The sequence below is a fragment of the Roseibium suaedae genome, assembly GCF_900142725.1.
GTDB lineage: Bacteria > Pseudomonadota > Alphaproteobacteria > Rhizobiales > Stappiaceae > Roseibium > Roseibium suaedae.
On sequence record NZ_FRBW01000003.1, the window covers coordinates 189,341 to 213,589 of the forward strand.

The following is a 24,249-nucleotide window of genomic DNA, read 5'->3' on the forward strand; positions in this document are numbered from 1 at the left end:
GGACGTCTCATGAAGGTATCTCGAGGTCTGGTCATCGATGCCCCCTGGATCGGGCACATCCTCGAAGGCCGAAAGGACTGGGAAATGCGCTCGCAGCCGACATCCCATCGTGGGTGGTTCGGCCTGATCCGAAAGGGAAGCGGACAGGTGGTCGGGCTGGCAAACCTACTGGATTGCGGAAAGTCGCTCTCGACATCCGAGATGATCGAGACCCAGGAACACCACCGAATCCCGGAGGCCATGATCCGGAACGGCGACGTCTCGAAGTGGGTGATCCCCTGGAAGCTGGAGGATGTCCGCCGACTGGAGCAGCCAATACCCTATGAGCACAAGAGTGGTGCCGTGACTTGGGTTCTATTCTCGGATGAGGTTGCCGTCCGGTTGGCAAACGCCCTGGAGGGTTTCCCCCACATTCCCGAGATCAATGCAGCGCAAGCCACGCGTCAGATCGCGAATGAGCTTGTGACCTCGACCTCGGATCGTGCGGCTGTTGAAGTTCAGCCATACCCGCGAAAGCCGAAGGTACCGTCGGGATCCTTGACCGAGGTGCCCGGCCGGGTTTTGGGCAGGACGACGGTTACAGGGGGGAACCTCCGCAACGATCATTTCTATATCAGGGAGTTTCTCGACAGGTTCCCAGCGGACACAATTGGCGGAAGCAACAAGAGTGCGGCTGCTCCCCGAGAGATCACAATCGACTGGGGTGGCCCGTCACTCGTCATGACGGACATTGACCGAACAAAGGGTATGTTTCGCAAGCGCGGCTGGGTCGGCAAGTTCTTCGAGGCTTCTGCGGCAAGCGAAGGCGACGCCATTGTGGTGACCTCCCGCGCTCCCTACCGTGTCCATGTCCGGATCGAACGCCGGCCCAAATCCACGGCTTCCGAATTGCGAAACAAGGCGTCGTGAGCGAACGACAGACGGCAGGCTTGACTGGACCCCAAAACCGCGGCACAGATGTGGTCCTCACCGGGTATCCGGAACTGGTAAAATGATGCGATATCAATAGCTTGTTTCAATTGGCTGAGATTCCAGGTTCCCCAGCCAACTCTCTTCTGCAAGACAAGTTATTAGACAGAACATGGATTGATCTCCCGTGTTCAGGCTCGCTTACAAGCTCCTTCGTGCCTCGGGCATTGGTTAAGCTACGCGTTTCTTCGTGCCATTTCGGCTGAGAGATGAGTTTGAAACCTTGGCGGACTTGCTGGCCTGTTGACAAAACCGGGTGTCGCGACTTCCTTCAAAATAACTTCTGATTGCCGGAGTGCAGAAAACACCGGCGGTTTACGTCCAGTTTGCGATTTCCGCTTACTGTGCGGGTCATGGCAAAAATTACGGTATCTTCTTGCGCGGAACCGGAAGTTCAGAAGTCTGTCGACGTCTTCTCTCCGACCGAATACACGACCATGCTGATTGGCTTTCTTCAGGAAAATGCCGATCGGGTGGCGGACCGCGCTGTCTGCGAAATCGGCACCGGCAACGGTGTCATCGCGATGCAGGCCGCAGTGCTCGGAGCCCGGTCGGTCACCGTAAGTGACGTGGAACAGGACGCACTTGATGCGGTGTCCGCGTCCTTTTCGCGGCTGGGTCAGGGGCCGACGGAGTTCAGCTGTCTCAATGGGCCGCTGTGGCAGCCTCATGGCAAGCGGCGCTATGATGTGATCCTCGCCAATCTTCCCCATTTCCCGACGCCCTCGCTGACCTTGCCGGGCCGTCTGCCGACCTGGTCCATGGGCGGGGCGGACGGGCGCAAGATGCTCGATCCGTTCCTTGAAGGCCTGACCGGGCATCTGGCGCCCGGCGGCCTTGCAGCCTTCACTCACAATCGTTTTGTCGGCATCGATCAGACCCGCACCTTTCTTGAAGCGCGGGGAATGTCATTGCAGACCTGCTGTGAGACGATTGTCCATCTTTCCCCGCTCAAGGTGTCGGCTCTGACCCACGGCCCGGATGGCTATGGCCCGGATGTCTTCACACTGGGGAACCATGTTTTTGGCCGGGTTTGCCTGGCCATCGCAAGCTGGACATGAAACCGGGAAGCCTGATGCCGAGACGTCTTCTGTCCCTGTTGCTGCTCGCGCTGATGCTTCTGCCTCAGGCGACTGCGGCCACTGCCCAGCCTGCCTCTGCGCTTGTCGAGCAGGCCAGGGCAGACGCGGCTCCCTTGTGCGGTTCAGCTGATCGCGGAGACCGTCTGTTCGACATTCTTTGCGATGGCGTGATCCGCGTTGGCGTGCGCAACGGATATTCCCGCTTTGCCACCGAGCGACAGGGTATACGTGAAGGCTTCGAGATCGATGTCGCGGAACAGATCGGCGCCTTGCTGGGCGTCGACGTGGAATTCATCGACGTCACGCCGGTGACACGCATTTCCGCCCTGTCGGATGGTCAGATCGACCTGGTCATTGCCACCATGGGCCACAATTCGACCCGTGACGCCAATGCCCGCTTCATCCGGCCGCATTACTATTCGAGCCAGACAGTCATCATCGGGCCCCGGCGGCTGGAAGTCACTTCCTGGGATGCCATGGCGGACAAGACCGTCTGCACGACGGTCGGCAATTACGCAAATACCCTGCTCGTGCCGCGCGTTGCCCGTGTGATGCTGTTCGATACGCCCGACCGGCTGGTGTCCAATCTGCGTTCTGGCACCTGCACCTTCATTGCACAGGATGACAGCGTCCTCGCCAATGCCATGGCTGATCCGGAAATTGCGGCGCAGTTTGACCGCAAGCTGGGTTTTGGCGAGATCCCCTGGGGCATGGCAGTCTCCCTTCAGGGCAGCGACAAGCTGGGTGACCTGCTGGACCGGCTTTCCATCGACTTGCACGCCAGCGGCATCTTGCTGGAGATTGCCCGGCAGCACTCGATCGAGACCGAATATCTCCTGCGCATGGAAACCCTGTGGCAACGCGACGATTGCCAGGCGGCACCGTCGAAATGCCTGGCGCCACCGCTCAAGGCAGAGCTTTCTCCAAGTCCGTTCAAGGCGTTTGTCGATTCTCTCTATGCCTGGGCTCAGGAAAACCTCTCCGTGTTTTTCAGCGAGGTTGCCTGGGATCTCTTCACCAATGGCATGCTGGTGTCCCTGATCGCGGTGGCTGGCGCAATGGTGGCCACGCTGGTCATGAGCTTCCTTTTCGCCCTGTGCCTGACCTCTGAAAGCCGGCTGCTGAAATGGCCGCTGTCCGTGTTGCTGGCGGTCCTGCAAAGCAGTCCCCCCATCCTGATCCTGGTCTGCGTGGCAGCGGCTGCGAACCAGCTTTTCTCCTATTCGCAGGTGGTTGCGCTGCTGGTTGCCATCCTGTCCATTGCGCTCATGAACGGAGCCTTCGCGGGACAGGCGATCGCCGATGCCTGGCGGTCCGTGGACACTGCGGAGGGAAAAGGAGAGCGCTGGCGTCAAGCCATCATCCGGTCGGCGTCGCAGATCGAAGCCTTTCTCACCAATGCGACGCGCGGGATTTCCGCTGCCAGTTTCGTCGGCGTCGCCGATCTGACCAACGCACTCAACGACATCACGTCCTTCTCCCGAAACCAGGCCACAACCTATTGGATTCTCTTAATCTTCTATGTTCTGGTCGTCATGGTCGTCGTTCGCCTGAGCCGCAGGCTCCGCGTGAGCATCGAGCGACTGGAACCGAAAGGCTGACACCATGATTGGACCTTTTTCGGAAGATCTGCCGCTGCGCATTGCCGGAGGCTTGCTGGTCAATTTCGAGATCGCGATTTCTGCGCTTGCTATCGGGCTGGCAAGCGGCGGGCTCCTGGCGCTGCTGGGCCGTTTGCAGAACCCTTTTGTGAATGCCGCAATCGGTTCCTCGATCTCGGTCCTGCGGGCGACACCGGTCTTCATCGCGATGTTTTTCCTGGCGGGGGTTCTGCGCAGTTACACATCCGAGCTCGAAGCTTACTTTGCCAATCCCAAGGCCATGTTCGTGACCCTGGCATGCCTGCCTTACATCACGTCCTACGCCTATGATCAGATCAGCGAAGCCATGGTCCAGTGGCATCGCGGCGCCCATCGTGCCGCCATGCTGCTGATCCCCAATATGGCAAGATCCTTTCAGATCCTTGTGTCCACATCCTGTTTCGGTGCGGCAATCGGCGTCAACGAGGCCATGAGCGTCGTTCTGTCCGAGGCTGAGCTGCTTGGCCAGTCTGTCTGGCGGTTCGTGCTTTATGCGCTGACCGTGCTGCTGTTTTTCTGCCTGATGCAGACGGTCGTCGCGTCCTCGCGTCTGCTGCACCGGTTTGTCAACGCCCGGTTTTCGGATGTGCCCCGGGCCTGCTAGGGTGAGGAGAAGAGGACCGGCCAATCAGGCCCAGAGATCAGGCAAGGGATGTCGTGGTCTGGTCTGCAGAACTCATTTCGGCCAGAACTGTCCGCGCGACCGGATCATTGGGATAGTCTTCCAGGATCTGGCGATAGAGGGCGATGGCCCCGTCCTCATCCCCGGCAAGACGGCGCTCGAAGGCTGCGCGGCTGCTGTCGGCCAGCTGCAGGGTTGCTTCATCCGGCTCGTATTCGGCCCCTTGTCCATAGGCGCCCAGCAACTCGTAGACGGTGATGCTGGCGCGCCGGCCCTTGACCCGCACATCGCCGATCGGCCGGACACAGAAACTGTCGCCTGCTTCCTTGTAGACCGAGTGGCTGAGGCAGATGTTGGTTCCGTAGGTCTTGTTCAGTGCCTCCAGCCGCGAGGCGATGTTCACACCATCTCCAAGCACCGTGTAGCTCATCCGCTCCGACGAGCCGATGTTGCCGACAATCACCGCATCGCTATGGATCCCGATCCGGACCCTGAGCGGATTGCCACCAGCGGCCACAACGTCCGCATTCAGTTTCCCGACCGCATGCTGGATATGCAGGGCCGCCAGACAGGCCCGCCTTGCATGGTCTTCCATGACTGTGGGTGCGCCCCAGAAAGCCATGACACCATCACCGATGAACTTGTCGATCGTGCCGGCTTCCCGGTTGACCGATTTGGTCGCGATGTTGAGATAGTCGGAGACCCGCTGGACCAGCTCTTTGGACGGGATTTTCTCTGAAAGGTCGGAAAACCCTTCAATGTCCGAGAAGAAAATCGTCAGGAAGCGGCTGCTGCCGCCAATCTCCAGCTTCTGCTCCGACTTGAGCAGGTCCCGCACCAGACTGACAGGCACAAAGGAGGCGAAGGAGCGGATGGCGGTGTCCAGGGTCTCGACCGCGCTGGACAGCATCTGAATTTCCCGCACCCGTGTCCTGGGCAGGTCGTTCACCGTCTCCTGCCGGAGATCCCGGATGTTTTCAACGCTGCTCACCAGCCGTTCCAGCGGCGTCGACAGTTTCCGGGCGAGCATCCAGATGATCAGGATCTGCAAGGCCGTCGCCCCAAGACCGATCAACAGCATCCGGCGGTTGTTCAGCTTGATTTCCGCATTGAAGTCATCCATCGGAGCGATGACGAAGATCTGCCAGTCCTTGTGCGCGACGGATTCGATCGGCTTCAGGGAAGCAACATAGTCCCGCCCTTCTTGCTGCACGAAGTAGGATTGTGCGCCCCGGTCCTGGATCTCGCGTTGGCTGTAGATGATGCCGACCATCTTGTCGGCCCATTCGCTGATGTGGGTCAGTCTCAGCCTGTCGCCGATCTTCTGGGAAACCGTGCGCTCCTGGGAGTTCGCAATGATGTTTCCATGGGAATCGAGAATGAAGCTGACGGAATTCGGGCTGACCCTGCGCTCTGCCAGATAGCTTGAGAGCCCGTCCAGCGTCAGATCGATAGCCACGATGCCGGAAAACTGCTCGTTCCAATAGATCGGCGCGGCGATGGTGAAGCCGACCAGCGACAAGGTGGCGAAGAGGTCCGGGTCTGAAATCGTGAGCCTGTCAGCAGCCTTGGTTACCTCGTACCAGAGCCGCTTTCGGGGATCATAGGTGCTGTCGGCCTGCGACCTGCCCGTGACCTGGTTGTCCGCGTTCAGGAACTCATAGGTCTCATCAAACGCGCCATTACCATCGGGAACGATCCAGCGGTGGGCGAAGGTCGTGCCCTCTGGCAAAGGCGCGTCATGAATGCTCTGCCCGGGCAGCATTGTTCTGGCCTGAAGGAAAGTCCCGTCCTGCTCAAGACCGACATAGGCGCTCAGAACATCCGGCGTTCCGCGCGCAACCGTCGCCAGGAAATCCAGCGAGCTGGTCCCTTCGAAAAGATCCGGCTGAACGCGCCCGGCGCTGGCCATTGTCTCGACGCTGGCGGAAACCTCGCGGAAGAGATTTTCAACGCTGTCCGCAGCGTTCGACTGATGCTGCTCCAGCCGCTTGAGCGAGTCGCTGCGGGCAATGGATTCGCTGGAGAGGTAATTAAAAGCGATGACGCCAATGAAAACCGGAAGGGTCAGGATCAGAAATAAAGTCAGGATGACCGACTTCAGGCTTGGATTTCGCATTTCTTGCTGCCGCTTCCATCAATGACCAACCCAGAATGCCGATCCGAACCTTCATTCCCCAAGCGATCTTCCGCTTGCCCGCAAGATCCCCCGATCACGCTGCCGGATCAAGCCTTTTCCGCTCTAGCGCCAGTCCCCGCGATGGAAACTGGCCAAATGGCTCTGCTCCCGCTTGAAGCGCCCTGAAGATTAAGGGTTAAGGATTTGCCGTACCGGACGAACGGCTTGGATTTCGCCCTCTGTCCGCGGATGACAGTCATGGTTAGGGATCATCCCGGCGAGGCACTATTTGCAAAGACCTGCATCCGAAGGATGCCCCTCCTCACTTAGAGGCTAGCAGTCTTGGTGGTTTGTATGTTGTATACAAACAGACTGAGTCCTGTTTCCGATCCGGAACGCGCCCCTTGAACCACCCTTCCCTTTACGGAGATCTGATGACCGAGCATACCCATTTCGATTTCTCCGAACTCAACGAGCGGGAGCGCTACAAGATCCTGATCGGGACCGTCATTCCGCGTCCGATTGCCCTGGTCACGACCGTCGGCAAGGATGGGCGTCCGAATGCGGGACCTTTCAGTTTCTTCAACGTCCTGACCCACGATCCGGCGATTGTGGCCATCGGTGTCGAGAACTATTCGGACATGCGGTTCAAGGACACGGCGCGCAACATTCGCGATACCGGCGAGTTCACGGTGCACATCTGCGACAATGCGCTTGTCGAGCAGATGGAGATCTGTGCGATCAAGTTCGGGCCGCAGGTCAATGAGCTGGAAGAAGCAGGTCTTGCGACGGTTCCCGGCCAGATGGTGGCCTCCCCGCGCATTTTGTCCGCACCGGCCGCCCTTGAGTGCCGCAGCCACTCGACGCTGCAGGTTGGTCCTGCCCGTGAGATCATTCTGGGAGAAGTCGTCGGCGTCTTCGTGCGCAGCGACGCGGTCAATACGGCCAATTTCCATATCGACCAGCAGATGATGGATGCGGTCGGCCGGATGGGCGGCCACACCTATGCGCGCACCCGTGACCAGTTCGACATCAAGACCCTGTCGCCACAGGAATGGGCCGACAGAAAGGCCGTGGCGAAGTCCGCAGCCGAGTGAGTGGATAGGCCCGGACGTTACTCACAAGGAACCATGGCTTCAACAAAGCGGACGGCACGCAGCTGTGCGTTCCGCGAGGTTGATGACAAAGGGCCCCTTTTCTATTCGTCATGGCCGGGCTTGACCCGGCCATCTGCAAGCATTGACTTGTTTAGATCCTCGGCTCAAGGCCGAGGATGACGGTGGAGAGGTGGCATGACAACTTTTTCAGCAGTCTGACGGAAGGCACGCCGCCGCGCCTTCCGCAATCAGGATCATCCGAAGGCCTCAGGTCAGGGTCAGGAACAGACCGGCAGCCAGTTTGGCGCGTTCAGTGAGACTATCGATCTCGATATGTTCGTTGAGCGTGTGCAGCCCCGCGCCGCGCACACCGATGGAATCAATGGTGGGAATGCCCATGGCGCCGGTGAAGTTGCCATCCGAGCCGCCGCCCGCGCTGGCATGGGTCAGGTCGAAGCCGATCTCTTTCGCAAGCGACCTTGTGATCTCGTAAAGCGCAAGAGTGCCGGCATCTGCCTCCCAGACCGGACGGGTCACGCCCCGGGTCACTTCCACGATCACGTCACCTGAGGCATCGCTCAGGTCCAGCATGCGCTTGACGCCCTCGTCGAGATCCTCCTGCCGCTTGGCCATGGAGAGGACTTCGGCAGCACAGGAAGATGAAACGCAATTGACCCACTGGCCGGCGTGAATGACCCCGACGCTAAAGGTGCAGTCCTCGCCGGTCATGGCTTCGATTTCCAGCACCTTGCGGGCCATGGCCGCAATTGCCGACCGGCCATCCTTCAGCGCCCAGCCGGCATGGCTCGGGCGGCCCACGGTCTTGAGATTGAACCGGGCGATCGCATAGCGGCCCGTGACACAGCCGCCGTCAGGCCGGGCCGGTTCCGGCACCATCACATATTTGTTCCGCGCGGCCTCGTTCTCGATCAGGTCGCGGGTAGAGGGCGTGCCGACCTCTTCATCCGGGGTGAACAGAACCGTGACCGGCAGCGGGGTTTCGAGACCGGCAGCCAGGATCTGGCGCAGGGCTTCGACGCTGACGTAGTTGCCGCCCTTCATGTCCTGAATGCCCGGACCATAGGCCTTGTTGCCGTCCACCCGGAACGGCAGGCCCTGCAAGGTGCCGACCGGATGCACCGTATCCATGTGACCGCTGAGGAGAATGCCGGGCGTGCCCTTGTTCTTGTGCGGCAGTCGGGCCCGCAGCGAACCACCAAAGCCCATGCGGCCCGGAATGCGTTCAATCTCGGCTCCAAGCGCAGCCAACTCATAGGCGGCCAGATCCATCATCCGGTTGACGGCTGCGGCATCGAAGGTGGGGCTTTCGCATTCGACCCAGGTGCGAAGGCCCGGCAGCATCTGGCCGGCATCAAAAGGCAATTCCTTGAAATTCATCGTCTTGTCCTGATTTTTAAGTCAAAGGAGCCGCAGAATTCTCAGACTGCGAGCCGGCGCTCGATGATGCGGGCATAGATGCTGGCACCGACCGGGAGGATGGCGTCGTCCAGAACAAAGCCCGGATTGTGAACCGGAATGCCGCCCGCATGGCCAACGGTGCAATAAGCACCGGGAACCACATTGAGCATGTCGGCGAAATCCTCGCTGGCCGGAACCAGAGCGGACTGATCGGAAACATTCTCCACGCCGACAATATCGGCCGCCGCTTCCAGATAGGCCTCGGACAGAGCCGGATCATTGCGCAGCACTGAGAAGGTCGGGCGCAGGTCCGGCGTGACCTCAACTCCGTAGCTGATGGCAAAGCCCGCGCAGATTTCCCGGATACGGGTGTAGATCAGCTCCTTCACCCCATCATCGAAATAGCGGATCGTGCCGGAAAGAACGGCCTTTTCCGGAATGACATTATAGGCGCTGCCCGAATGGATCTGGGTGACAGAGAGGACCGCTGGCTGGATCGGCTCCACGTTGCGGCTGACGATGGACTGAAGGCTCTGCACAAGGCTCGCCGCGATCAGGACCGCATCCTTGGAATGCTGGGGCGCTGCCCCGTGGCTGCCACGGCCTTCGATGGCAATATCAAAGGAGGTTGCCCCAGCCATTGCAACACCGGGCCTCAGGCCAACCTTGTTGGGCGCCGCCAACGGGTTGTTGTGCATGCCATAGATTTCATCGCAGGGAAATTTCTCGAACAGGCCATCGGCCAGCATGGAACAGGCGCCGCCCAGACCTTCTTCGGCCGGCTGGAAGATGAACACCACCTTGCCCTTGAAGTTCCGGGTCTCGCTCAGATAGCGCGCGGCACCCAGCAGCATGGTCGTGTGGCCGTCATGGCCGCAGCCATGGAACTTGCCCGGCGTCTTGGAGCTGAATGGCAGGTTGGTCTGCTCATCCATGGGCAGTGCATCCATGTCTGCGCGCAGGCCAATGGTCTTGCCGCTGCCGCCTGAACCTTCCAGCACGCCGACGACACCGGTCTTGCCAAGCCCGCGATGGACCTCGACACCCCATTCGGCGAGCCGCTTTGCGACGATCTCGGACGTGCGCACTTCCTCGAACCCGATTTCCGGATGGGCATGGAAGTCATGACGCAAGGCAATCAGGTCATCTGCGAAGGCGGCAATTTTCGGAAGGACGGACATGGAAGCTTTCCTTTGAGGAAACAGGAATGAAAGAGGAAGGGCCTGAGGGAAACTCCCTCAGGCGGAGGCGGCCTTGAGCTCGCGGAAATTGGCAAAGTCCCAATCGCGGCCGGGAGCCGCATCGATCAAGGCCTTGGTATAGGGATGCTTGGGGTTGCCCAGAACATTGGCCGCAGTGTCATGTTCGACGATCCGGCCCTTCTGCATGACCACCACCTCGTCACAGATCTGGGCCGCAACCCGCAAATCGTGAGTGATGAAGAGGATCGCGATCCCGAGCTTCTGCTGCAATTCGTCCAGCAGCTTGAGCACCTGATCCTGCACCGAGACATCGAGAGCAGACACAGCCTCATCGGCCACCAGCACGTCCGGTTCCATGGCAATGGCACGGGCGATCGCAATGCGCTGGCGCTGGCCGCCGGAAAACTGGTGCGGATAGCGGTCGATGGCATCGGCCGGAAGCCCGACAAGCGCCAGAAGCTCCCGCGCCTTGGCCATGGCCACCTGCTTGTCCTGCCCGCAATTGAGCGGTCCCTCGACAAGGCTGCGCCCCACTGTCCAGCGCGGATTGAGCGAGCGGAACGGATCCTGAAACACGATCTGGATGTGACGGCGGTGCGGGCGCAGCGCTGCCCGGCCGAGGGTGGCAATCTCGAGATCGCCCACCTTGACCGATCCTTCTGTCGGATCGATCAGCCGCATGATGCAGCGGGCAACGGTGGATTTCCCTGACCCGCTTTCTCCCACAATGCCAAGGGTCCGGCCACGGGGGATCTCGAAACTGACGTCCCGGGCCGCATTGGTCGGCTCCCGGTTTACCAGCCATCCGGAGGCGCCATAGACCTTGCGCAGCCCCTGGACGGTCAGGGCCGAGGCCGCTGCTGCCGTTTCCCGGGCCGGGCGCGGCGTCAGGCTGGGCACGGCCTGAAGCAGCTTGCGGGTATAGTCCATCTGCGGATGGCGCAGCAGGGTTTCGACCGGTGCCTGTTCCACCAGCTCGCCATGCTTCATCACCTGCACCGTGTCGGCAATTTCAGCGACAACCCCCATGTCATGGGTGATGAACAGAACGGCTGTTCCGTGCTTGGCCTGAAGCTCTGAAATCAGACTCAGGATCTGCCGCTGGGTGGTCACATCCAGCGCGGTGGTCGGTTCGTCGGCGATCAGAAGCTGCGGCTCCAGGATCAGCGCCATGGCAATCATGATGCGCTGGCGCTGGCCACCGGACAGTTGATGCGGATAGGACCGGTAGATGCGTTCGACATCGGGCAGATGCACCTGCTCCATGATGTCGAGAACCTTCTTCTGCCGGTCCTTCTGGGACAGCCGGGTGTGGGTGTTGATCACCTCCTCGATCTGCTGCCCGACACGCATGACCGGATTGAGCGCAGTCATCGGCTCCTGAAACACCATAGAGAGATGCCGTGCGCGCATGTCCCGCATTTGCCGGGAAGACAGATCAAGCAGGTTTCGGTCCTGCAGCAGGATCCGGCCTCCGGTCACTTCCAGGGCTGACTTGGGCAAGAGCCCCATGGCCGCAAGCGACGTGACGGATTTGCCCGAACCGCTTTCCCCGACAAGGCAGAGGGTTTCCCCTGCCCTGATCTGGAACGAAATGCCGTTGAGGACGGGCTTTGCCGCCGGATTGCCGGTCAGACCGACGGTCAGGTTTTCAATGGAGAGAACGGGCGGCACGCCGTCGAAGGATTTTGTGCTGAACTTCATGGGTCAGGCCTCCCGCTTCTTGAGCCGCGGATCGAGCAGATCTCGGGCGGTGTCGCCAAGGAGATTGATCGACAGGATGCAGAGAGACAGCATCAGGCCCGGCCAGAAGATCAGCATGGGCTTGATCTGGAAGTAGAGCCGGCCCTCGGCCATGATGTTGCCCCAGGTCGGGATTTCCGTGCTGACGCCGGCTCCCAGGAAGGACAGGATCGCTTCCACCAGGATGGCCGAGGCGCAGATATAGGTCCCCTGCACGGTCAGGGGCGCCAGCGTATTCGGCATCAGGTGCTGCCAGAGGATCTTCGGCATGGAGGACCCGAGCGCGATGGCCGCTTCCACATAGGGCTCTTCGCGAGAGGTCAGCACGACGGAGCGCACGAGGCGCACCACCCGCGGAATTTCCGGAATGGTGATGGCACAGATCACGGACCAGAGGCTCGGCCCGTTGAGCGCGACCAGGGCGATGGCCAGCAGGATCGAGGGAATGGCCATCAGGCTGTCCATGATCCGCATGATCACCGCATCTGCAGAGCGGAAGAACCCGGAGACAAGGCCGATCACCAGGCCAAGACCCACGCTGACGATTGCAGCGCCAACACCGATGAAGAGCGAGACGCGACCGCCCATGACCACTCGGGAAAAGAGATCGCGGCCAAAGGCATCTGTGCCCAGCGGAAAGGCATCGCTTGGCCCCTTCAGGCGATTGAGCGCATCGATCGCGAGCGGATCATGAGGGATGTAGAGCGGCGCGAAGAGCGAGGCGAGAACGATGATCAAAAGCACGACGGCGGCAATCATCGGACCTACACCCAGACGCATGCGTTTGGGCAGGGACAGCAGGCGCAGAACCGGCTGGAGATGGGAAACGGCTTGAGAAGGAGCTGTCATCAGTACCGGATCCTCGGGTCAATCAGGCTGTAGGACACGTCGATCAGAAGATTGATGAAGACGTAGAGAGCACTGGTCAGAAGGATCATCGCCTGGATCACCGGATAGTCGCGGGCCAGGATCGCATCCACGGTCAGGCGGCCGATGCCGGGAATGTTGAAGACACTCTCGGTTACTACGACACCGGAAATCAGCAACGCGAAGCCGGTGCCGATGATGGTCAGGATCGGCACGGCGGCATTCTGGAGCGCATGGCGGAACAGGACCACCGTTTCACTGACACCCTTGGCACGTGCGGTGCGGACGAAATCCTCCCCGAGCACTTCCAGCATGCTGGCGCGGGTCATGCGGGCAATCAGCGCGACATAGATCGTGGCGAGGGTCAGACAGGGCAGGATCGCCTTGGACAGGAACTTGCCGAAATCCTGCGAGGGAGCTGTGTAACCCTGCACCGGCAGCCATCTGAGTTCGATGGAGAAGACCTGGATGAAGATATAGCCGATGACAAAGACCGGCACGGAGAAGCCGAGAACCGAAAAGCTCATCACCGCGTAGTCGGCCCAGGTCCGGTGCCGCCAGGCTGCCAGAACGCCCATGGGCACAGCCAGAACCACGGACAGGATGATGGTCATGATGGCGATGTTGATGGTCGGCCAGATCCGGTCTGCAATCATGCTGGACACGGACGTGTTGGAAATCAGGGAAATGCCGAGGTCACCCTGGAACAGGTGTCCGACCCAGGTGGCAAACTGCACCGGCAGCGGATCATTCAGGCCAAGGGAGGTGCGGATTTTTTCAAGCTGCGCAGGCGTTGCCGCATCACCGGCGATGATGGCCGCCGGGTCGCCGGGGGTCAGCCGCAACAGGAGAAAGACGAAGACCGCAACAATCGTGATCACCGGTATTACGGCCAGAACACGTCGGAAAATATAGCCAATCATCGGCGTTCAAGGTCCTTTCAGGATCTTGAGGTCGGAGGATCAGGCGGGCCGGAGACAAAGCCCCGGTCCGCCCGGCTGAACTGCGGCGTGTCAGTCTTCTTTCGTGATGTTCCAGAACACCGGCACCGGCGACGGGATCATTCCGGTCAGCTTGGTGCTGCGCGCCTGGGGCGAGAGATACTGGCCAAGGGGAATGTAGTTCACCACATCCATGGCATGGGTCTGGATGAGCTTGGCGACAGCAGCCTGCTCTTCCGGGGTTTCCGCCTTGATGAAGTCCTTGCGCAGGGCTTCCAGTTCCGGATCCGTCGGCCAGCCGAACCAGGCCTCATTGCCGCGGCCGTTGAGCATCGGGTTGATCAGCGGCGTGTTGATTTCCGGAACGCCCCAGTTCGTGAAGAACAGGTTCCAGCCACCTTCCGACGGCTTGGACTGGCTCGCACGGCGGGTCACAAGGGTCTGCCAGTCCATCGGCTGCATGTCGACGTTGAAGCCGGCATTGCGCAGGGCCTGAGCTGCCACGATCGGCTGGGCGGAGATGGTCGGAACGTCCGTCGGCTGCATCAGGATGACCGGCGTGCCGTCATAACCGCTTTCGGCAAGAGCCTTCTTCGCGCCTTCGATGTCGCCGCCATTGATCAGGGTTTCAGCTCCGGTTTCATCGGCAAGCGGCGTGCCACAGCCAAAGACCGCACCACAGACCTTGTAATAGTCCGGGTTGCCGATGAGCGTCCCCAGAACATCCTGCTGGCTCAGGGCCATCAGGGCCGCCTTGCGCACCTTCACATTGTCGAAGGGCGGATAGAGGAAGTTCATCCGGCCCATGGTCTGATAGCCGAGCGGATCGCGCACTTCGGCAACAACCTCGTCGCTTCCCTCCAGGATCGGCAGAAGATCCACCGGCACCTGTTCCATGTAGTCGATTTCACCGGAGAGCAGCGCGTTGATAGACGTCTGGCTGTCGGGCATGGTCACCCACTTGACCTTGTCCACGTTGACAACCTTGCCTCCGGCCATCCAGCTCGCCGGCTCGGTCCGCGGCACGTATTCCTTGAACTTCTCGTAGGTGACGCTGACGCCAGGCTGATATTCAGCCTCAACGAACTTGAACGGACCAGACCCGATGAAGCTGGTAATGGAGGTGTCGACAGGGGTCGCTGCCACACTGGCCGGCATGATGAACGGAGGCAGCGCGGACTGTTTCGCGATCGTGTCGATCAAGGGTGCGTAGGGCTCCTTCAGCGTCCAGACGAGCGTCTTGTCGTCCTTGGCTTCCAGACTTTCGGTCACGTCGAAGATCAGCTGGCCGCCGGAATCCTTCTGGCCCCAGCGCTTCATGGACGCCGCCGCATCAGCAGCGGTCACCGGAGCGCCATCATGGAACAGCAGGCCGTCACGCAGGGTGAAGGTGTAGACCTTCTTGTCCTCGGAAATTTCCCAGGACGCCATCTGCGGCTGAGGCTTGAAGTTCTCGTCCACGGCAACGAGAACGTCATAGATCATATAGGCGTGGTTTCGCACGATATGGGCGGTTGTGATCACCGGATCGACCACGCGCAGACCGGAGTGCATCACCGCCGTGATGACCTTTTCCTCAGCCTGAGCCGCCGTACCGAGGCCTGTCCCGGCCAGCAACGCACCCGCGATGAGACCGCTTGCTGCCCGCAGGCTCACGCCCGACCAGAAGCCTTTCAGTCTCGCCTGTTCTTGAACCCTGTCTCTTACACTCAACATGTCTGTTCCTGTCTGGTTAGGTGATGTTTTGTGTTTTGATTTTTCCCGGCCTGTTTCCGGCCGGTTCAGTGCGGGCACAGTTCAGGCCGTAAGGGTGGCCCCTGTACCCGGATCGGTCAATGCGCCAGGCCGCTTCCAGCGGGCTCCAACGGCTTTGCCTTCGCTTCGCCCTTCAGGAAGGACGGACCACAGGGAGACATGCGGATGCCTTCCCTCAGATTTTCAAAAGGCAGGTCACTGGCAAGCAGGGCCATGGGACCCGGCGATTTGCAAACGAGGATCGTCTCGGCAATGGGCGTGAAGTCCGCCCGGAAATGCACGGAGCTCTTGTTGACGAGGATGGCCTGTTCGGTCGGCTCGATACCGACGAACCGGTACATGGCTTGATCGGCCAGCTGAACTTTCCGGCTCGCCAGAACCACACGCACACCGCCAATGGCAAGACAGGCCGACGGGCCAAGGCTCATGTGTGACGCCCCGAAGAAGGGCCCCGTTGCCGTGAATTCGCCATCGGAGAGCTTTTCGACCGTGAAGACCGCCGTGAAGGGCTCATCCCCCGCGACACCGGACTTGCCGCCAAGGGTCAGCGTAACCTCTGCCCCCTCACCGGCCGCATGCGCCTTTGCAGCGGCTTCCGGATCAACAATCAGGCCGATGGCTGCCCTTTGGGCATCAGCACTGACAAGAGCCCGAAGGATCCCGGCCGTGTTTGAATCCCCTCCGGCTCCCGGATTGTCCTGGGTATCGGCAATCACCACCGGACGGCTTGCCGCTGCGCTCAGGGACTGGGCCAACCGGATGCAGTCATCTGGATCATGGGCCTTGCCTTGAAACTCGGCTTCCCGGGCCAGAACCTTCGCCACAAATCCATCCGCCGCAGTGTCTGCGAGCGATGCCTCATCTGCATAGACCAGCACAGAGGGGCAGCAATCTGCGAAATCCGCTGCAGGAAATCCCATCAGGAAGGACGTGCTGAAGACATCCCCGGCCTCCAGAGCGGCCACCTCGGAATAAAGCCCCTTAGCTGGCTCAATATCCGTGCATTGCCAGGGGATCGGGATCAGGAAAGGCAACTGTCGGAAGGCTTTCGCAAAAGGCTTGCCCCGGTTCATCAATGCGTCCAGCTGCACAGCGGTGCGGTAGCCGGTTTCAGCCATGTCCACATGGGGATAGGTGCGATAAGCGACCATCACATCGCTGGCGTCGACCATCTTGCGGGTCACATTGCCATGAAGATCCAGACTGGCGGCGACCGGAATATCCGGTCCCACGACATCGCGAATGCGCGCCAGGATTTCTCCCTCGCCGTCCTCCAGATGCTCGCACACCATGGCGCCGTGAAGGTCGATGTAGACACCATCCAGGGGACCGGCGGCCTTGAGCATGCCGACCAGTTCGTCAAGGATCCGTTCGAAGGCGTCCTTTTCGACATGGGCAGAGGGAATGGCAACGGTCCAGAGCAGCGGAACCATCTCCCAGCCGGCTTTCGCGGCAAAATCCGAGGCCCCAGCGACGCCAATATTGACGCCCTTGCACCGGCTCAGGATTTCCTCACCGCGGCTGATGGGAATGTGGCCACCGCCCTCCTCGAAATGAGCATAGGTTGCAGGAGATGGCGCGAACGTATTGGTTTCATGGAGAAACCCTGCGACAGCCACACGTCTGGACACTTCAAACCACCTCCGCTCTACCTGAAATCACGTCAGCCGGACTGCCACTCCATCCCTTGGTGGCGGCGTGGTTCGGGCTGTGCCAAATCTTGTCTTGAACCGGAGTATCGCTATGCGATACAGTCGTATCTATATTCATGCTAGGGCTTTTCTCCGGCTCCGGTCAATCGCCTAACCGGCTTATTTGAAGGCAACATGAGCCCAAATTATTTGCGATCGCTGCTCAGCACGCCGACAGAAAACGGCGAAGCGGAAAGGGACCCTCTTTTCGTGCAGTCGATTGCACGGGCCATGGAAGTCCTGTCCATCTTCCATCAGGTCGACCGGCCGCTTTCCCTGCAGGAAATCGCCTCGATGACCGGACTTGGCCGCAGCAATGTCCAGCGGATCGTGTTCACCCTGCGCAGTCTCGGCTACATCACCCGCGATCCGGACGACCGGGGCTATGTTCCAGGGCTCCGGCTGCTCGACCATTCCCTCGATTTTCTCCGGCTCAACCCGGTTGTGGTCAAGGCAACGCCCATCCTGCTGGAACTCAGGCGGGCGGTGCGGGAGCGTGTCGATCTCAGCATCTGGGACGATCTGCGGCTGGTCTATGCCTCCCGCCTGCAGAGCAAGCGCGAAATCCTGACCTCCACCTTCCTCGGCTACAGCGTTCCGGTGTTCTGCGTCTCCGGCGGCTGGGCCATTCTTTCCCAGCTGGACGAGGACGAGGTCTCCGACATCATCGAAAGGTCGCACAGGGCTCCCTTGACGCCGCTCACAATCACCGACCCGGACCTCCTGAAAGACAAGATCCGGGAGACAAGGGAAAATGGCTATGCCCTGGCGCTGGAGCAGATCCTGCCCGGCGAAATTGCCATCGGTGCGGCCATTCTGGATCAGGCGCAAAGACCTGTTGCGGCCATACATGTGGCCGGCTCTCTCGCGGAATGGACGCCAGAGGAATTCACCCGCCAGTTTGCCCCGCTTCTGATCCAGGCGGCCCGGACCATAAGCCGGGGCTGACCCCGGCCTGGACAGGCATTGTGCCTGCGGCCTCAAGCTGCAATCACCGGCCAGTTGGTGATCGGTCCGCGCCAGTCTTCAAAGGCCTTAGCCAGACGCAGCACGGTCAAATCCTCGAAACGGCCGGCGACGATCTGGAGCCCTATCGGCATTCCCGACTTCGAGAACCCGCAATTGATGGAACACGCCGGCTGATCCCCCATGTTCCAGGGCATGGTGAAGCCGATATGCTCGAAGGGCAGTGCGGGATCATTGGTCGGAGATGGCCATTCGGCGGGATAGCTGACGATCGGATTGACCGGAGACAGGATCGCCGTCACCCCGTTGAGCAGGGTGGCGCAGGTCTGGCGCATGGCGAGCATGTGGTCAAAGCCTGCCGCAACAGTGGCCCCATCGATCTGCGCCGCAGCACTGGCCCATTCCAGGATATAGGGCAGGACTTTGCCACGAGCCTCTTCACTGAGCTTCTGCATCTGGGTCCAGAACCGTGCCCGCCAGAACGCATCAAGGCCATTGAGATTGTCCCGGGACAACATGGGGCCAAGTTCGACGATCTCGGCGCCCTGCTCCTCGAACATGCGGGCTGCGGCAAGCACGGCATCGCGCACCTCGCCATCCACCTTCAAGCCTGTTCCTGCCTCCAGGATCAGACCGATCTTCATGCCTTTCACATTGGCTGGGGCAACATCATAGTCCAGCGCCTCATAGGGAACAGAAGTCGCATCGCGCCAGTCGGGCCGGGTAATGACCGGCAGAACCATGAGACTGTCGTCAACGGTCCGGGTCATCGGACCAACACAGCGGCCCGGATAATAGGGATAGACCGGCACCCGCCCCTGGGTCGCCTTGAACCCGAAGAGACCGGTCCAGCCGGCAGGAAGGCGCACGGAGCCGCCGATATCCGTGCCGATATGCAAGGGACCATAACCGGCAGCGCCAGCCGATCCGGCACCGGCGCTCGATCCGCCCGGATTTGTACTGAGATCCCACGGGTTGCGGCTGAGCTGATGGAACGTCGACAGGCCTGAACTCAACATGCCGTAGTCAGGACAGGTGGTCTTGGCAAAAATGATCGCACCGTCTTCCTTCAGCCGTGCGGCTGTGGGCGCATCCGCATCAGCCGGCACCAGCTCGGTTGCGGCGGTGCCCATGGGAACCGGATCTCCCTTGGTGGCAATCAACTCTTTCAGGGTGACCGGCACGCCGTCGAGGGCACCATCCGGCTCCCCCTTGAGCCATCTCTGCGTTGCCTCGGCAGCCTGTTTCATCGCCTGCTCGGGCCGGTAGTCGTAGAGCGCACCGACCTTCGGCTCGCAGGCGTCCACCCTTTCGCAGACTGCCGCCATATATTCGCTCGGCGACACGGTCTTGTCGGAGAAAGCCTTGAGGAGATCGCGCACTCCAAGATCAATGATGCCGCTCATGGAACCATCCGGAAAGTCAGGAGATAAGGGAATAGTCCGGCGGAATCCTGCCGGATTTCAGGGCGGGTGCCGTGCAGCAAACCGCTGCCTGCCCGAAAACTCTGCCCGACTTCGCCGTGCCAATTCAACGACTATATTGTGGCCACAGTGCTACGGTTTCCGTTGCACTCAGCGTGGCATTCCCTTCTCGCCATAAGACCGCAACCGGGTCTCCAGATAGGCCGAAAGCTTTTCGGCAGCAAAGCTCAAGGAGCGCCCCTGAGGCAGGCTGAGCTGGATCAGCGTGTCGATGGCCGCATCCTTCGCAAGAGGCCTTGCGACCAGTTCCGATGTGCGAATTTCCCGCGCCACAGAGATTTCCGGCAGGATCAGGATGGCTGCGCCCTGCCGGGCAAGTTCCTTCTGGATGGTGACCGACGGCGTCGTGAACACCACATCAGCCGCCGCCCTGCCCGCCGCAGCAAGCCGTGCCTCGAAGGCCTGTCTCAGGCTGAAGCTCGTGTCCGGCATGGCCAAGGGATAGGAACAAAGGGTCTCAAGGGAGAGTTCCGCCAGACTTGCCGCCGGATGGGCCGGAGACAGGATTGCCGCATGCCGGACGGGAATGCGGCTTCGGGCAATCACCTTTGGCTCGGAGGGCGAAAACAAGGTCAGCGCCATGTCCGCATCGCCTTCGTGAACGGCCTTCAGTGCCTCTGTCGCAGACCCTTCAAGAAGGCTTGCCCGGATGGCCGGAAAGTCACGGGAAAAGCCGGACAGCACGCCTGCGAGAATGGCGCCCCCGGTCGCGCCATTGACATAGACCGTCACCTCGCCCCGCTGAAGACCACGCATGTCGTCGATCAGCTGGCGGGCCAGGTCGAATTCCTTCATGGCACTGCGCGACCTGCGGACAAGAAGCTCGCCCGCAGCGGTCAGTTCAATGCCCCGGGCCGTCCGGTCCACAAGCGGCGCACCAAAATGATACTCGAGGTTTTCAAGCTGCCGGCTGATGGCCGTGGGCGACACGCCGAGGTTCTGGGCAGCTTCCCGGATGGAGCGGCAGCGGGCAAGTTCGTTGAAATAGGCAATGGCTTGAAGCTGCATGTCTTCCGGTCCTGATATGACGTGCGCCCGTTCCTTCGTCTGGCGGGTGGGCATGAGCCAAATGCAGCACAAAAACAGCAGGCCAAGCAAACAGGAAAGCAGTAACAATTTCAAGAAGGTTGGAAAGACCTTGAAGACCGCTGCTGCCTGCCTAAACTTTAACCTCAGCGCGTAAATTTCCGCCTAGAAAAGCAACCGAAGAACAGTCGTTTTGGTTTGTGAAAGCCAAGTAAAAGTGACAGGCTGCTGACCCAAACCCGGCACGACCCCGATACTACCCCGGTACGACCCAGGAGCAGACTTGGCATGGCGATCACGGCGGCAATCAGGCATCTCACCCACTACCGCTACGACAGACCCGTAACACTGGGACCACAGATCATCCGGCTCCGTCCCGCGCCCCACAGCCGGACCAGGGTCATTTCCCATTCTCTCAAGGTCAGCCCGGAACCCCATTTCGTCAATTACCAGCAAGATGCCTATGGCAACTGGCTGGCCCGCTATGTCTTTCCGGAACCCGTCCGCGAATTGAAGATCGAGGTCGATCTCGTCGCCGACATGACAGTCTATAATCCGTTCGATTTCTTCGTCGAGGAAAGCGCGGAAGAATGGCCCTTCGCCTATCCTGAAGAGATCCAGGATGACCTGTCGATCTACCGGCAAACCGAGCCAGCGGGTCCGAAGCTTGCCGCCCTTCTGGAAAGCATCGACAAGACGCCCCGCCGCACAGTTGATGTCATTGTGGGGCTGAATGCCCGCCTGTCCCAGGAGATCGACTATGTGATCCGCATGGAGCCCGGCGTCCAGACACCGGAAGAAACCCTGACGGTGGGCAAGGGCTCCTGCCGTGATACGAGCTGGCTTCTGGTGCATGCCCTGCGTCATCTGGGTTTTGCGGCCCGCTTTGTCTCCGGCTATCTGATCCAGCTGAAGCCCGACCTCATTTCCCTGGATGGACCGGCAGGCACGGATCACGATTTCACGGACCTTCATGCCTGGTGCGAAGCCTATATTCCGGGTGCAGGCTGGATCGGCCTTGACCCGACCTCCGGTCTGCTGACTGGTGAAAGCCATATTCCACTCTCGGCCACACCGCACTATCGCAATGCCGCACCGATCTCGGGCGTCGCCAGCTATGCGGAAGTCGACTTCAGTTTCGACATGCAGGTCACACGCGTTGCCGAACATCCGCGCATCACCAAGCCCTTCTCGGAAGAAAGCTGGGCGGCTCTGGATGCGCTTGGAAACAAGGTAGACGAAGCGCTCCAGGCAGGCGACACCCGACTGACCATGGGCGGCGAGCCGACCTTTGTCTCCATCGACGATTTTGAATCTGCTGAATGGAACACGGCAGCTGTCGGCCCCCAGAAGCGGGCGCTGGCGGACCAGTTGATCCGCCGCCTGCGCGAACGCTTCGCCCCTGGCGGCTTCCTGCATTATGGCCAGGGCAAGTGGTATCCCGGCGAAACCCTGCCCCGCTGGACCTTCTCGCTCTATTGGCGGCGGGATGGCAAACCGATCTGGTCCAAGCCGGAGCTGATTGCCACTGAAAAGGAAAACACCGGCGTCACCGCTTCAGATGCGGAAAAACTGGTCAGGGAAATCGCTACCCAGTTGCAGGTAGATCCTGAAAATGCCGTGCCCGCCTATGAAGATCCGGCCGATTGGCTTTTGAAGGAAGCCAACCTTCCGGAGAACGTCACGCCGGAAAACTCCAAGCTGAAAGATCCGGAAGAGCGGCACCGCATTGCCAAGGTCTTCAACCGGGGCCTGAACCAGCCTGCCGGCTTCGTCCTGCCGGTCCAGCGCTGGCAGACAAAAGCGATGGATCACCGCCGCTGGCAGTCGGAAAAGTGGAAGCCCCGGCGCGGTCATGTCTATCTGGTGCCCGGAGACAGCCCGGCCGGCTACCGCCTGCCCCTTGGCGCCCTGCCCTATATTCCGCCCTCGCAATATCCCTATGTGAACACCGCCGATCCTACGGTGCCAAAGCCTGCCCTTCCGGACCGGATGATGCCGGAGGCCAGCACGCCGTCAGATCCGGATCAGCTGCGGGCCAGCTTCACCCCTGCCACGGGAACCCAGGAGCGGGTAGAACAGCAGTTGGACCTTTCCAACACAGCCGTGCGCACGGCCCTTGCCGTTGAGCCCCGGGATGGGCGGCTGTGTGTCTTCATGCCGCCGGTGGAACGGGTGGAAGACTATCTTGAGCTGCTGGAAGCTGCGGAACAGGCTGCAGAATCCCTTGGCCTCAAGGTGCATATCGAAGGCTATGCACCGCCCCACGATCCGCGCATCAACGTCATCCGGGTTGCACCGGATCCGGGCGTGATCGAAGTGAACATCCATCCGGCCTCCAGCTGGCAGGACTGCGTGGAGATCACCAATGCGGTCTATGAGGAAGCACGCCAGTCGCGGCTTGGCGCAGACAAGTTCATGATCGACGGCAAGCATGTTGGCACCGGCGGCGGCAACCATGTGGTCGTCGGCGGGGCAACGCCCATGGACAGCCCGTTCCTGCGCAGACCCGACCTTTTACGCTCGCTGATCCTGCACTGGCAGCGGCACCCGAGCCTGTCCTATCTGTTCTCCGGCCTGTTCATCGGCCCGACCAGTCAGGCGCCCCGTATCGATGAGGCCCGCCATGACGGGCTCTATGAGCTGGAAATCGCGCTCGACCAAATGCCCCATCCGGACACTGGCGTCCCGCCGCTGCCCTGGCTGACGGACCGCTTGCTGCGCAATCTTCTGACAGATGTCACCGGCAACACCCACCGGGCCGAGATCTGCATCGACAAGCTCTATTCGCCAGATGGCCCGACCGGGCGCCTTGGTCTGGTGGAATTCCGGGGCTTCGAGATGCCACCGGACGCAAGGATGAGCCTTGCCCAGCAGCTTCTGATCCGCGGCCTGATTGCACGGTTCTGGAAGACGCCTGCGACGGGAACCTTCAGCCGCTGGGGCACGAGCCTCCATGACCGCTTCATGCTGCCGCATTTCCTCTGGGAGGATTTCCTGGACGTGCTGGCAGATCTGCGGGACCACGGCTTCTCGTTCCGCCCCGAGTGGTATGAGGCACAGTCCGAGTTCCGTTTCCCCTTCTGCGGCGAAATTGAACTTGAGGGCGTCCATCTGGAGCTCCGGCAGGCGCTGGAGCCCTGGCACGTGCTTGGGGAAACAGGTGCCATCGGCGGCACGGTGCGCTACACGGACAGTTCCACCGAACGTCTCCAGGTCAAGCTGACGACGGCCAACCCGGACCGCTATATCGTCACCTGCAACCAGCGCAAGGTCCCGCTGAAAAAGACTTCAACCAACGGTGTTTCCGTCGCCGGTGTGCGCTACAAGGCCTGGCAACCCGCCATGGCAATGCATCCGGTTCTGCCAATTGACGCCCCCCTCACATTTGACATATTCGACACTTGGTCCGGACGGGCGCTGGGCGGATGTGTCTATCATGTGGCCCATCCGGGCGGCCGGAACTACGATGTTTTCCCGGTCAACGCCAATGAGGCGGAAGCCCGGCGGCTGGCCCGGTTCGAAAAACATGGCCACACGCCCGGAGGCTACTGGCCGCAGGTGGAATACCCCCATGAGGAGTTTCCGATGACACTCGACATGCGCCGGAAGGCAGGCATCTGACA

General features: G+C 60.6%; 17 protein-coding genes. 7 read left to right on the forward strand and 10 right to left on the reverse strand.

What is annotated here, in order from left to right; genetic code table 11:
* Positions 1–9 precede the first annotated feature (9 nt).
* From BUA94_RS14495 to BUA94_RS14510, 4 genes are all read left to right on the forward strand, one after another.
* The gene (locus tag BUA94_RS14495; protein WP_073014041.1) at positions 10–909 is read left to right on the forward strand and encodes an ASCH domain-containing protein; all 900 of its coding nucleotides are present in this window, start codon (positions 10–12) and stop codon (positions 907–909) included.
* A 413-nt stretch (positions 910–1,322) separates the two neighbouring features.
* A complete protein-coding gene (locus tag BUA94_RS14500; RefSeq protein WP_073014042.1) occupies positions 1,323–2,030 on the forward strand; it encodes a methyltransferase in 708 nt (235 codons plus the stop codon).
* A gap of 14 nt (positions 2,031–2,044) precedes the next feature.
* Complete coding sequence (locus BUA94_RS14505; RefSeq protein ID WP_175558048.1) at positions 2,045–3,652, forward strand: transporter substrate-binding domain-containing protein; 1,608 nt, start codon at positions 2,045–2,047, stop codon at positions 3,650–3,652.
* A gap of 4 nt (positions 3,653–3,656) precedes the next feature.
* A complete protein-coding gene (locus tag BUA94_RS14510) occupies positions 3,657–4,295 on the forward strand; it encodes a hypothetical protein (RefSeq protein ID WP_073014044.1) in 639 nt (212 codons plus the stop codon).
* Positions 4,296–4,332: 37 nt separating this feature from the next.
* Here the strand turns inward: BUA94_RS14510 and BUA94_RS14515 are convergent, their stop codons facing one another.
* Positions 4,333–6,432 carry an adenylate/guanylate cyclase domain-containing protein gene (locus BUA94_RS14515; protein ID WP_073014045.1) on the reverse strand — a complete coding sequence of 700 codons (2,100 nt, stop codon included), beginning with the start codon at positions 6,430–6,432 and terminating at the stop codon, positions 4,333–4,335.
* 434 nt (positions 6,433–6,866) lie between these two features.
* Between BUA94_RS14515 and BUA94_RS14520 the strand changes: the two genes are divergently transcribed.
* Positions 6,867–7,529, forward strand: coding sequence for a flavin reductase family protein (locus BUA94_RS14520; protein WP_073014389.1), 663 nt, complete (start codon positions 6,867–6,869; stop codon positions 7,527–7,529).
* 267 nt (positions 7,530–7,796) lie between these two features.
* On the opposite strand, the gene BUA94_RS14525 is transcribed toward BUA94_RS14520, so the two are convergent.
* The 7 genes from BUA94_RS14525 to BUA94_RS14555 all read right to left on the reverse strand — a co-directional run bounded on the left by BUA94_RS14525 (position 7,797) and on the right by BUA94_RS14555 (position 17,087).
* A complete protein-coding gene (locus BUA94_RS14525; RefSeq protein ID WP_073014046.1) occupies positions 7,797–8,927 on the reverse strand; it encodes a M20/M25/M40 family metallo-hydrolase in 1,131 nt (376 codons plus the stop codon).
* Between the two features lie 41 nt (positions 8,928–8,968).
* On the reverse strand, positions 8,969–10,129 hold the full coding sequence (locus BUA94_RS14530; protein WP_073014047.1) for a M20 aminoacylase family protein: 1,161 nt from the start codon (positions 10,127–10,129) through the stop codon (positions 8,969–8,971).
* A gap of 57 nt (positions 10,130–10,186) precedes the next feature.
* Positions 10,187–11,854, reverse strand: coding sequence for an ABC transporter ATP-binding protein (locus tag BUA94_RS14535; RefSeq protein ID WP_073014048.1), 1,668 nt, complete (start codon positions 11,852–11,854; stop codon positions 10,187–10,189).
* Positions 11,855–11,857: 3 nt separating this feature from the next.
* Positions 11,858–12,742: an ABC transporter permease gene (locus tag BUA94_RS14540; RefSeq protein ID WP_073014049.1), complete on the reverse strand. Its 885-nt coding sequence runs from the start codon at positions 12,740–12,742 to the stop codon at positions 11,858–11,860.
* Complete coding sequence (locus BUA94_RS14545; protein ID WP_073014050.1) at positions 12,742–13,683, reverse strand: ABC transporter permease; 942 nt, start codon at positions 13,681–13,683, stop codon at positions 12,742–12,744. The genes BUA94_RS14540 and BUA94_RS14545 overlap by 1 nt, the downstream gene beginning before the upstream one ends.
* Before the next feature lie 90 nt (positions 13,684–13,773).
* Positions 13,774–15,417: an ABC transporter substrate-binding protein gene (locus BUA94_RS14550; protein ID WP_175558049.1), complete on the reverse strand. Its 1,644-nt coding sequence runs from the start codon at positions 15,415–15,417 to the stop codon at positions 13,774–13,776.
* A 116-nt stretch (positions 15,418–15,533) separates the two neighbouring features.
* Positions 15,534–17,087: a M81 family metallopeptidase gene (locus tag BUA94_RS14555; protein ID WP_073014052.1), complete on the reverse strand. Its 1,554-nt coding sequence runs from the start codon at positions 17,085–17,087 to the stop codon at positions 15,534–15,536.
* Between the two features lie 270 nt (positions 17,088–17,357).
* On the opposite strand from BUA94_RS14555, the gene BUA94_RS14560 reads away from it, so the two are divergent.
* Positions 17,358–18,095, forward strand: a complete 738-nt coding sequence (locus tag BUA94_RS14560; RefSeq protein WP_328586300.1) for an IclR family transcriptional regulator — start codon at positions 17,358–17,360, stop codon at positions 18,093–18,095.
* A 32-nt stretch (positions 18,096–18,127) separates the two neighbouring features.
* Here BUA94_RS14560 and BUA94_RS14565 read toward each other — a convergent pair whose 3' ends face one another.
* Positions 18,128–19,519 (reverse strand): amidase, encoded by a 1,392-nt coding sequence (locus BUA94_RS14565; protein ID WP_073014054.1) that lies wholly within the window; start codon positions 19,517–19,519, stop codon positions 18,128–18,130.
* A gap of 168 nt (positions 19,520–19,687) precedes the next feature.
* Positions 19,688–20,605, reverse strand: a complete 918-nt coding sequence (locus tag BUA94_RS14570) for a LysR family transcriptional regulator (RefSeq protein WP_073014055.1) — start codon at positions 20,603–20,605, stop codon at positions 19,688–19,690.
* A 306-nt stretch (positions 20,606–20,911) separates the two neighbouring features.
* On the opposite strand from BUA94_RS14570, the gene BUA94_RS14575 reads away from it, so the two are divergent.
* Entirely contained in the window at positions 20,912–24,247 is a 3,336-nt protein-coding gene (locus BUA94_RS14575; protein WP_073014056.1) for a transglutaminase family protein, read from the forward strand.
* Positions 24,248–24,249: the final 2 nt, after the last annotated feature.

Coding starts and splice junctions, on each gene's coding strand:
- BUA94_RS14495 (WP_073014041.1), top strand. CDS start 10: ATGAAGGTATCTCGAGGTCTGGTCATCGATGCCCCCTGGATCGGGCAC.
- BUA94_RS14500 (WP_073014042.1), top strand. CDS start 1,323: ATGGCAAAAATTACGGTATCTTCTTGCGCGGAACCGGAAGTTCAGAAG.
- BUA94_RS14505 (WP_175558048.1), top strand. CDS start 2,045: ATGCCGAGACGTCTTCTGTCCCTGTTGCTGCTCGCGCTGATGCTTCTG.
- BUA94_RS14510 (WP_073014044.1), top strand. CDS start 3,657: ATGATTGGACCTTTTTCGGAAGATCTGCCGCTGCGCATTGCCGGAGGC.
- BUA94_RS14515 (WP_073014045.1), bottom strand. CDS start 6,432: ATGCGAAATCCAAGCCTGAAGTCGGTCATCCTGACTTTATTTCTGATC.
- BUA94_RS14520 (WP_073014389.1), top strand. CDS start 6,867: ATGACCGAGCATACCCATTTCGATTTCTCCGAACTCAACGAGCGGGAG.
- BUA94_RS14525 (WP_073014046.1), bottom strand. CDS start 8,927: ATGAATTTCAAGGAATTGCCTTTTGATGCCGGCCAGATGCTGCCGGGC.
- BUA94_RS14530 (WP_073014047.1), bottom strand. CDS start 10,129: ATGTCCGTCCTTCCGAAAATTGCCGCCTTCGCAGATGACCTGATTGCC.
- BUA94_RS14535 (WP_073014048.1), bottom strand. CDS start 11,854: ATGAAGTTCAGCACAAAATCCTTCGACGGCGTGCCGCCCGTTCTCTCC.
- BUA94_RS14540 (WP_073014049.1), bottom strand. CDS start 12,742: ATGACAGCTCCTTCTCAAGCCGTTTCCCATCTCCAGCCGGTTCTGCGC.
- BUA94_RS14545 (WP_073014050.1), bottom strand. CDS start 13,683: ATGATTGGCTATATTTTCCGACGTGTTCTGGCCGTAATACCGGTGATC.
- BUA94_RS14550 (WP_175558049.1), bottom strand. CDS start 15,417: ATGTTGAGTGTAAGAGACAGGGTTCAAGAACAGGCGAGACTGAAAGGC.
- BUA94_RS14565 (WP_073014054.1), bottom strand. CDS start 19,519: ATGAGCGGCATCATTGATCTTGGAGTGCGCGATCTCCTCAAGGCTTTC.
- BUA94_RS14570 (WP_073014055.1), bottom strand. CDS start 20,605: ATGCAGCTTCAAGCCATTGCCTATTTCAACGAACTTGCCCGCTGCCGC.
- BUA94_RS14575 (WP_073014056.1), top strand. CDS start 20,912: ATGGCGATCACGGCGGCAATCAGGCATCTCACCCACTACCGCTACGAC.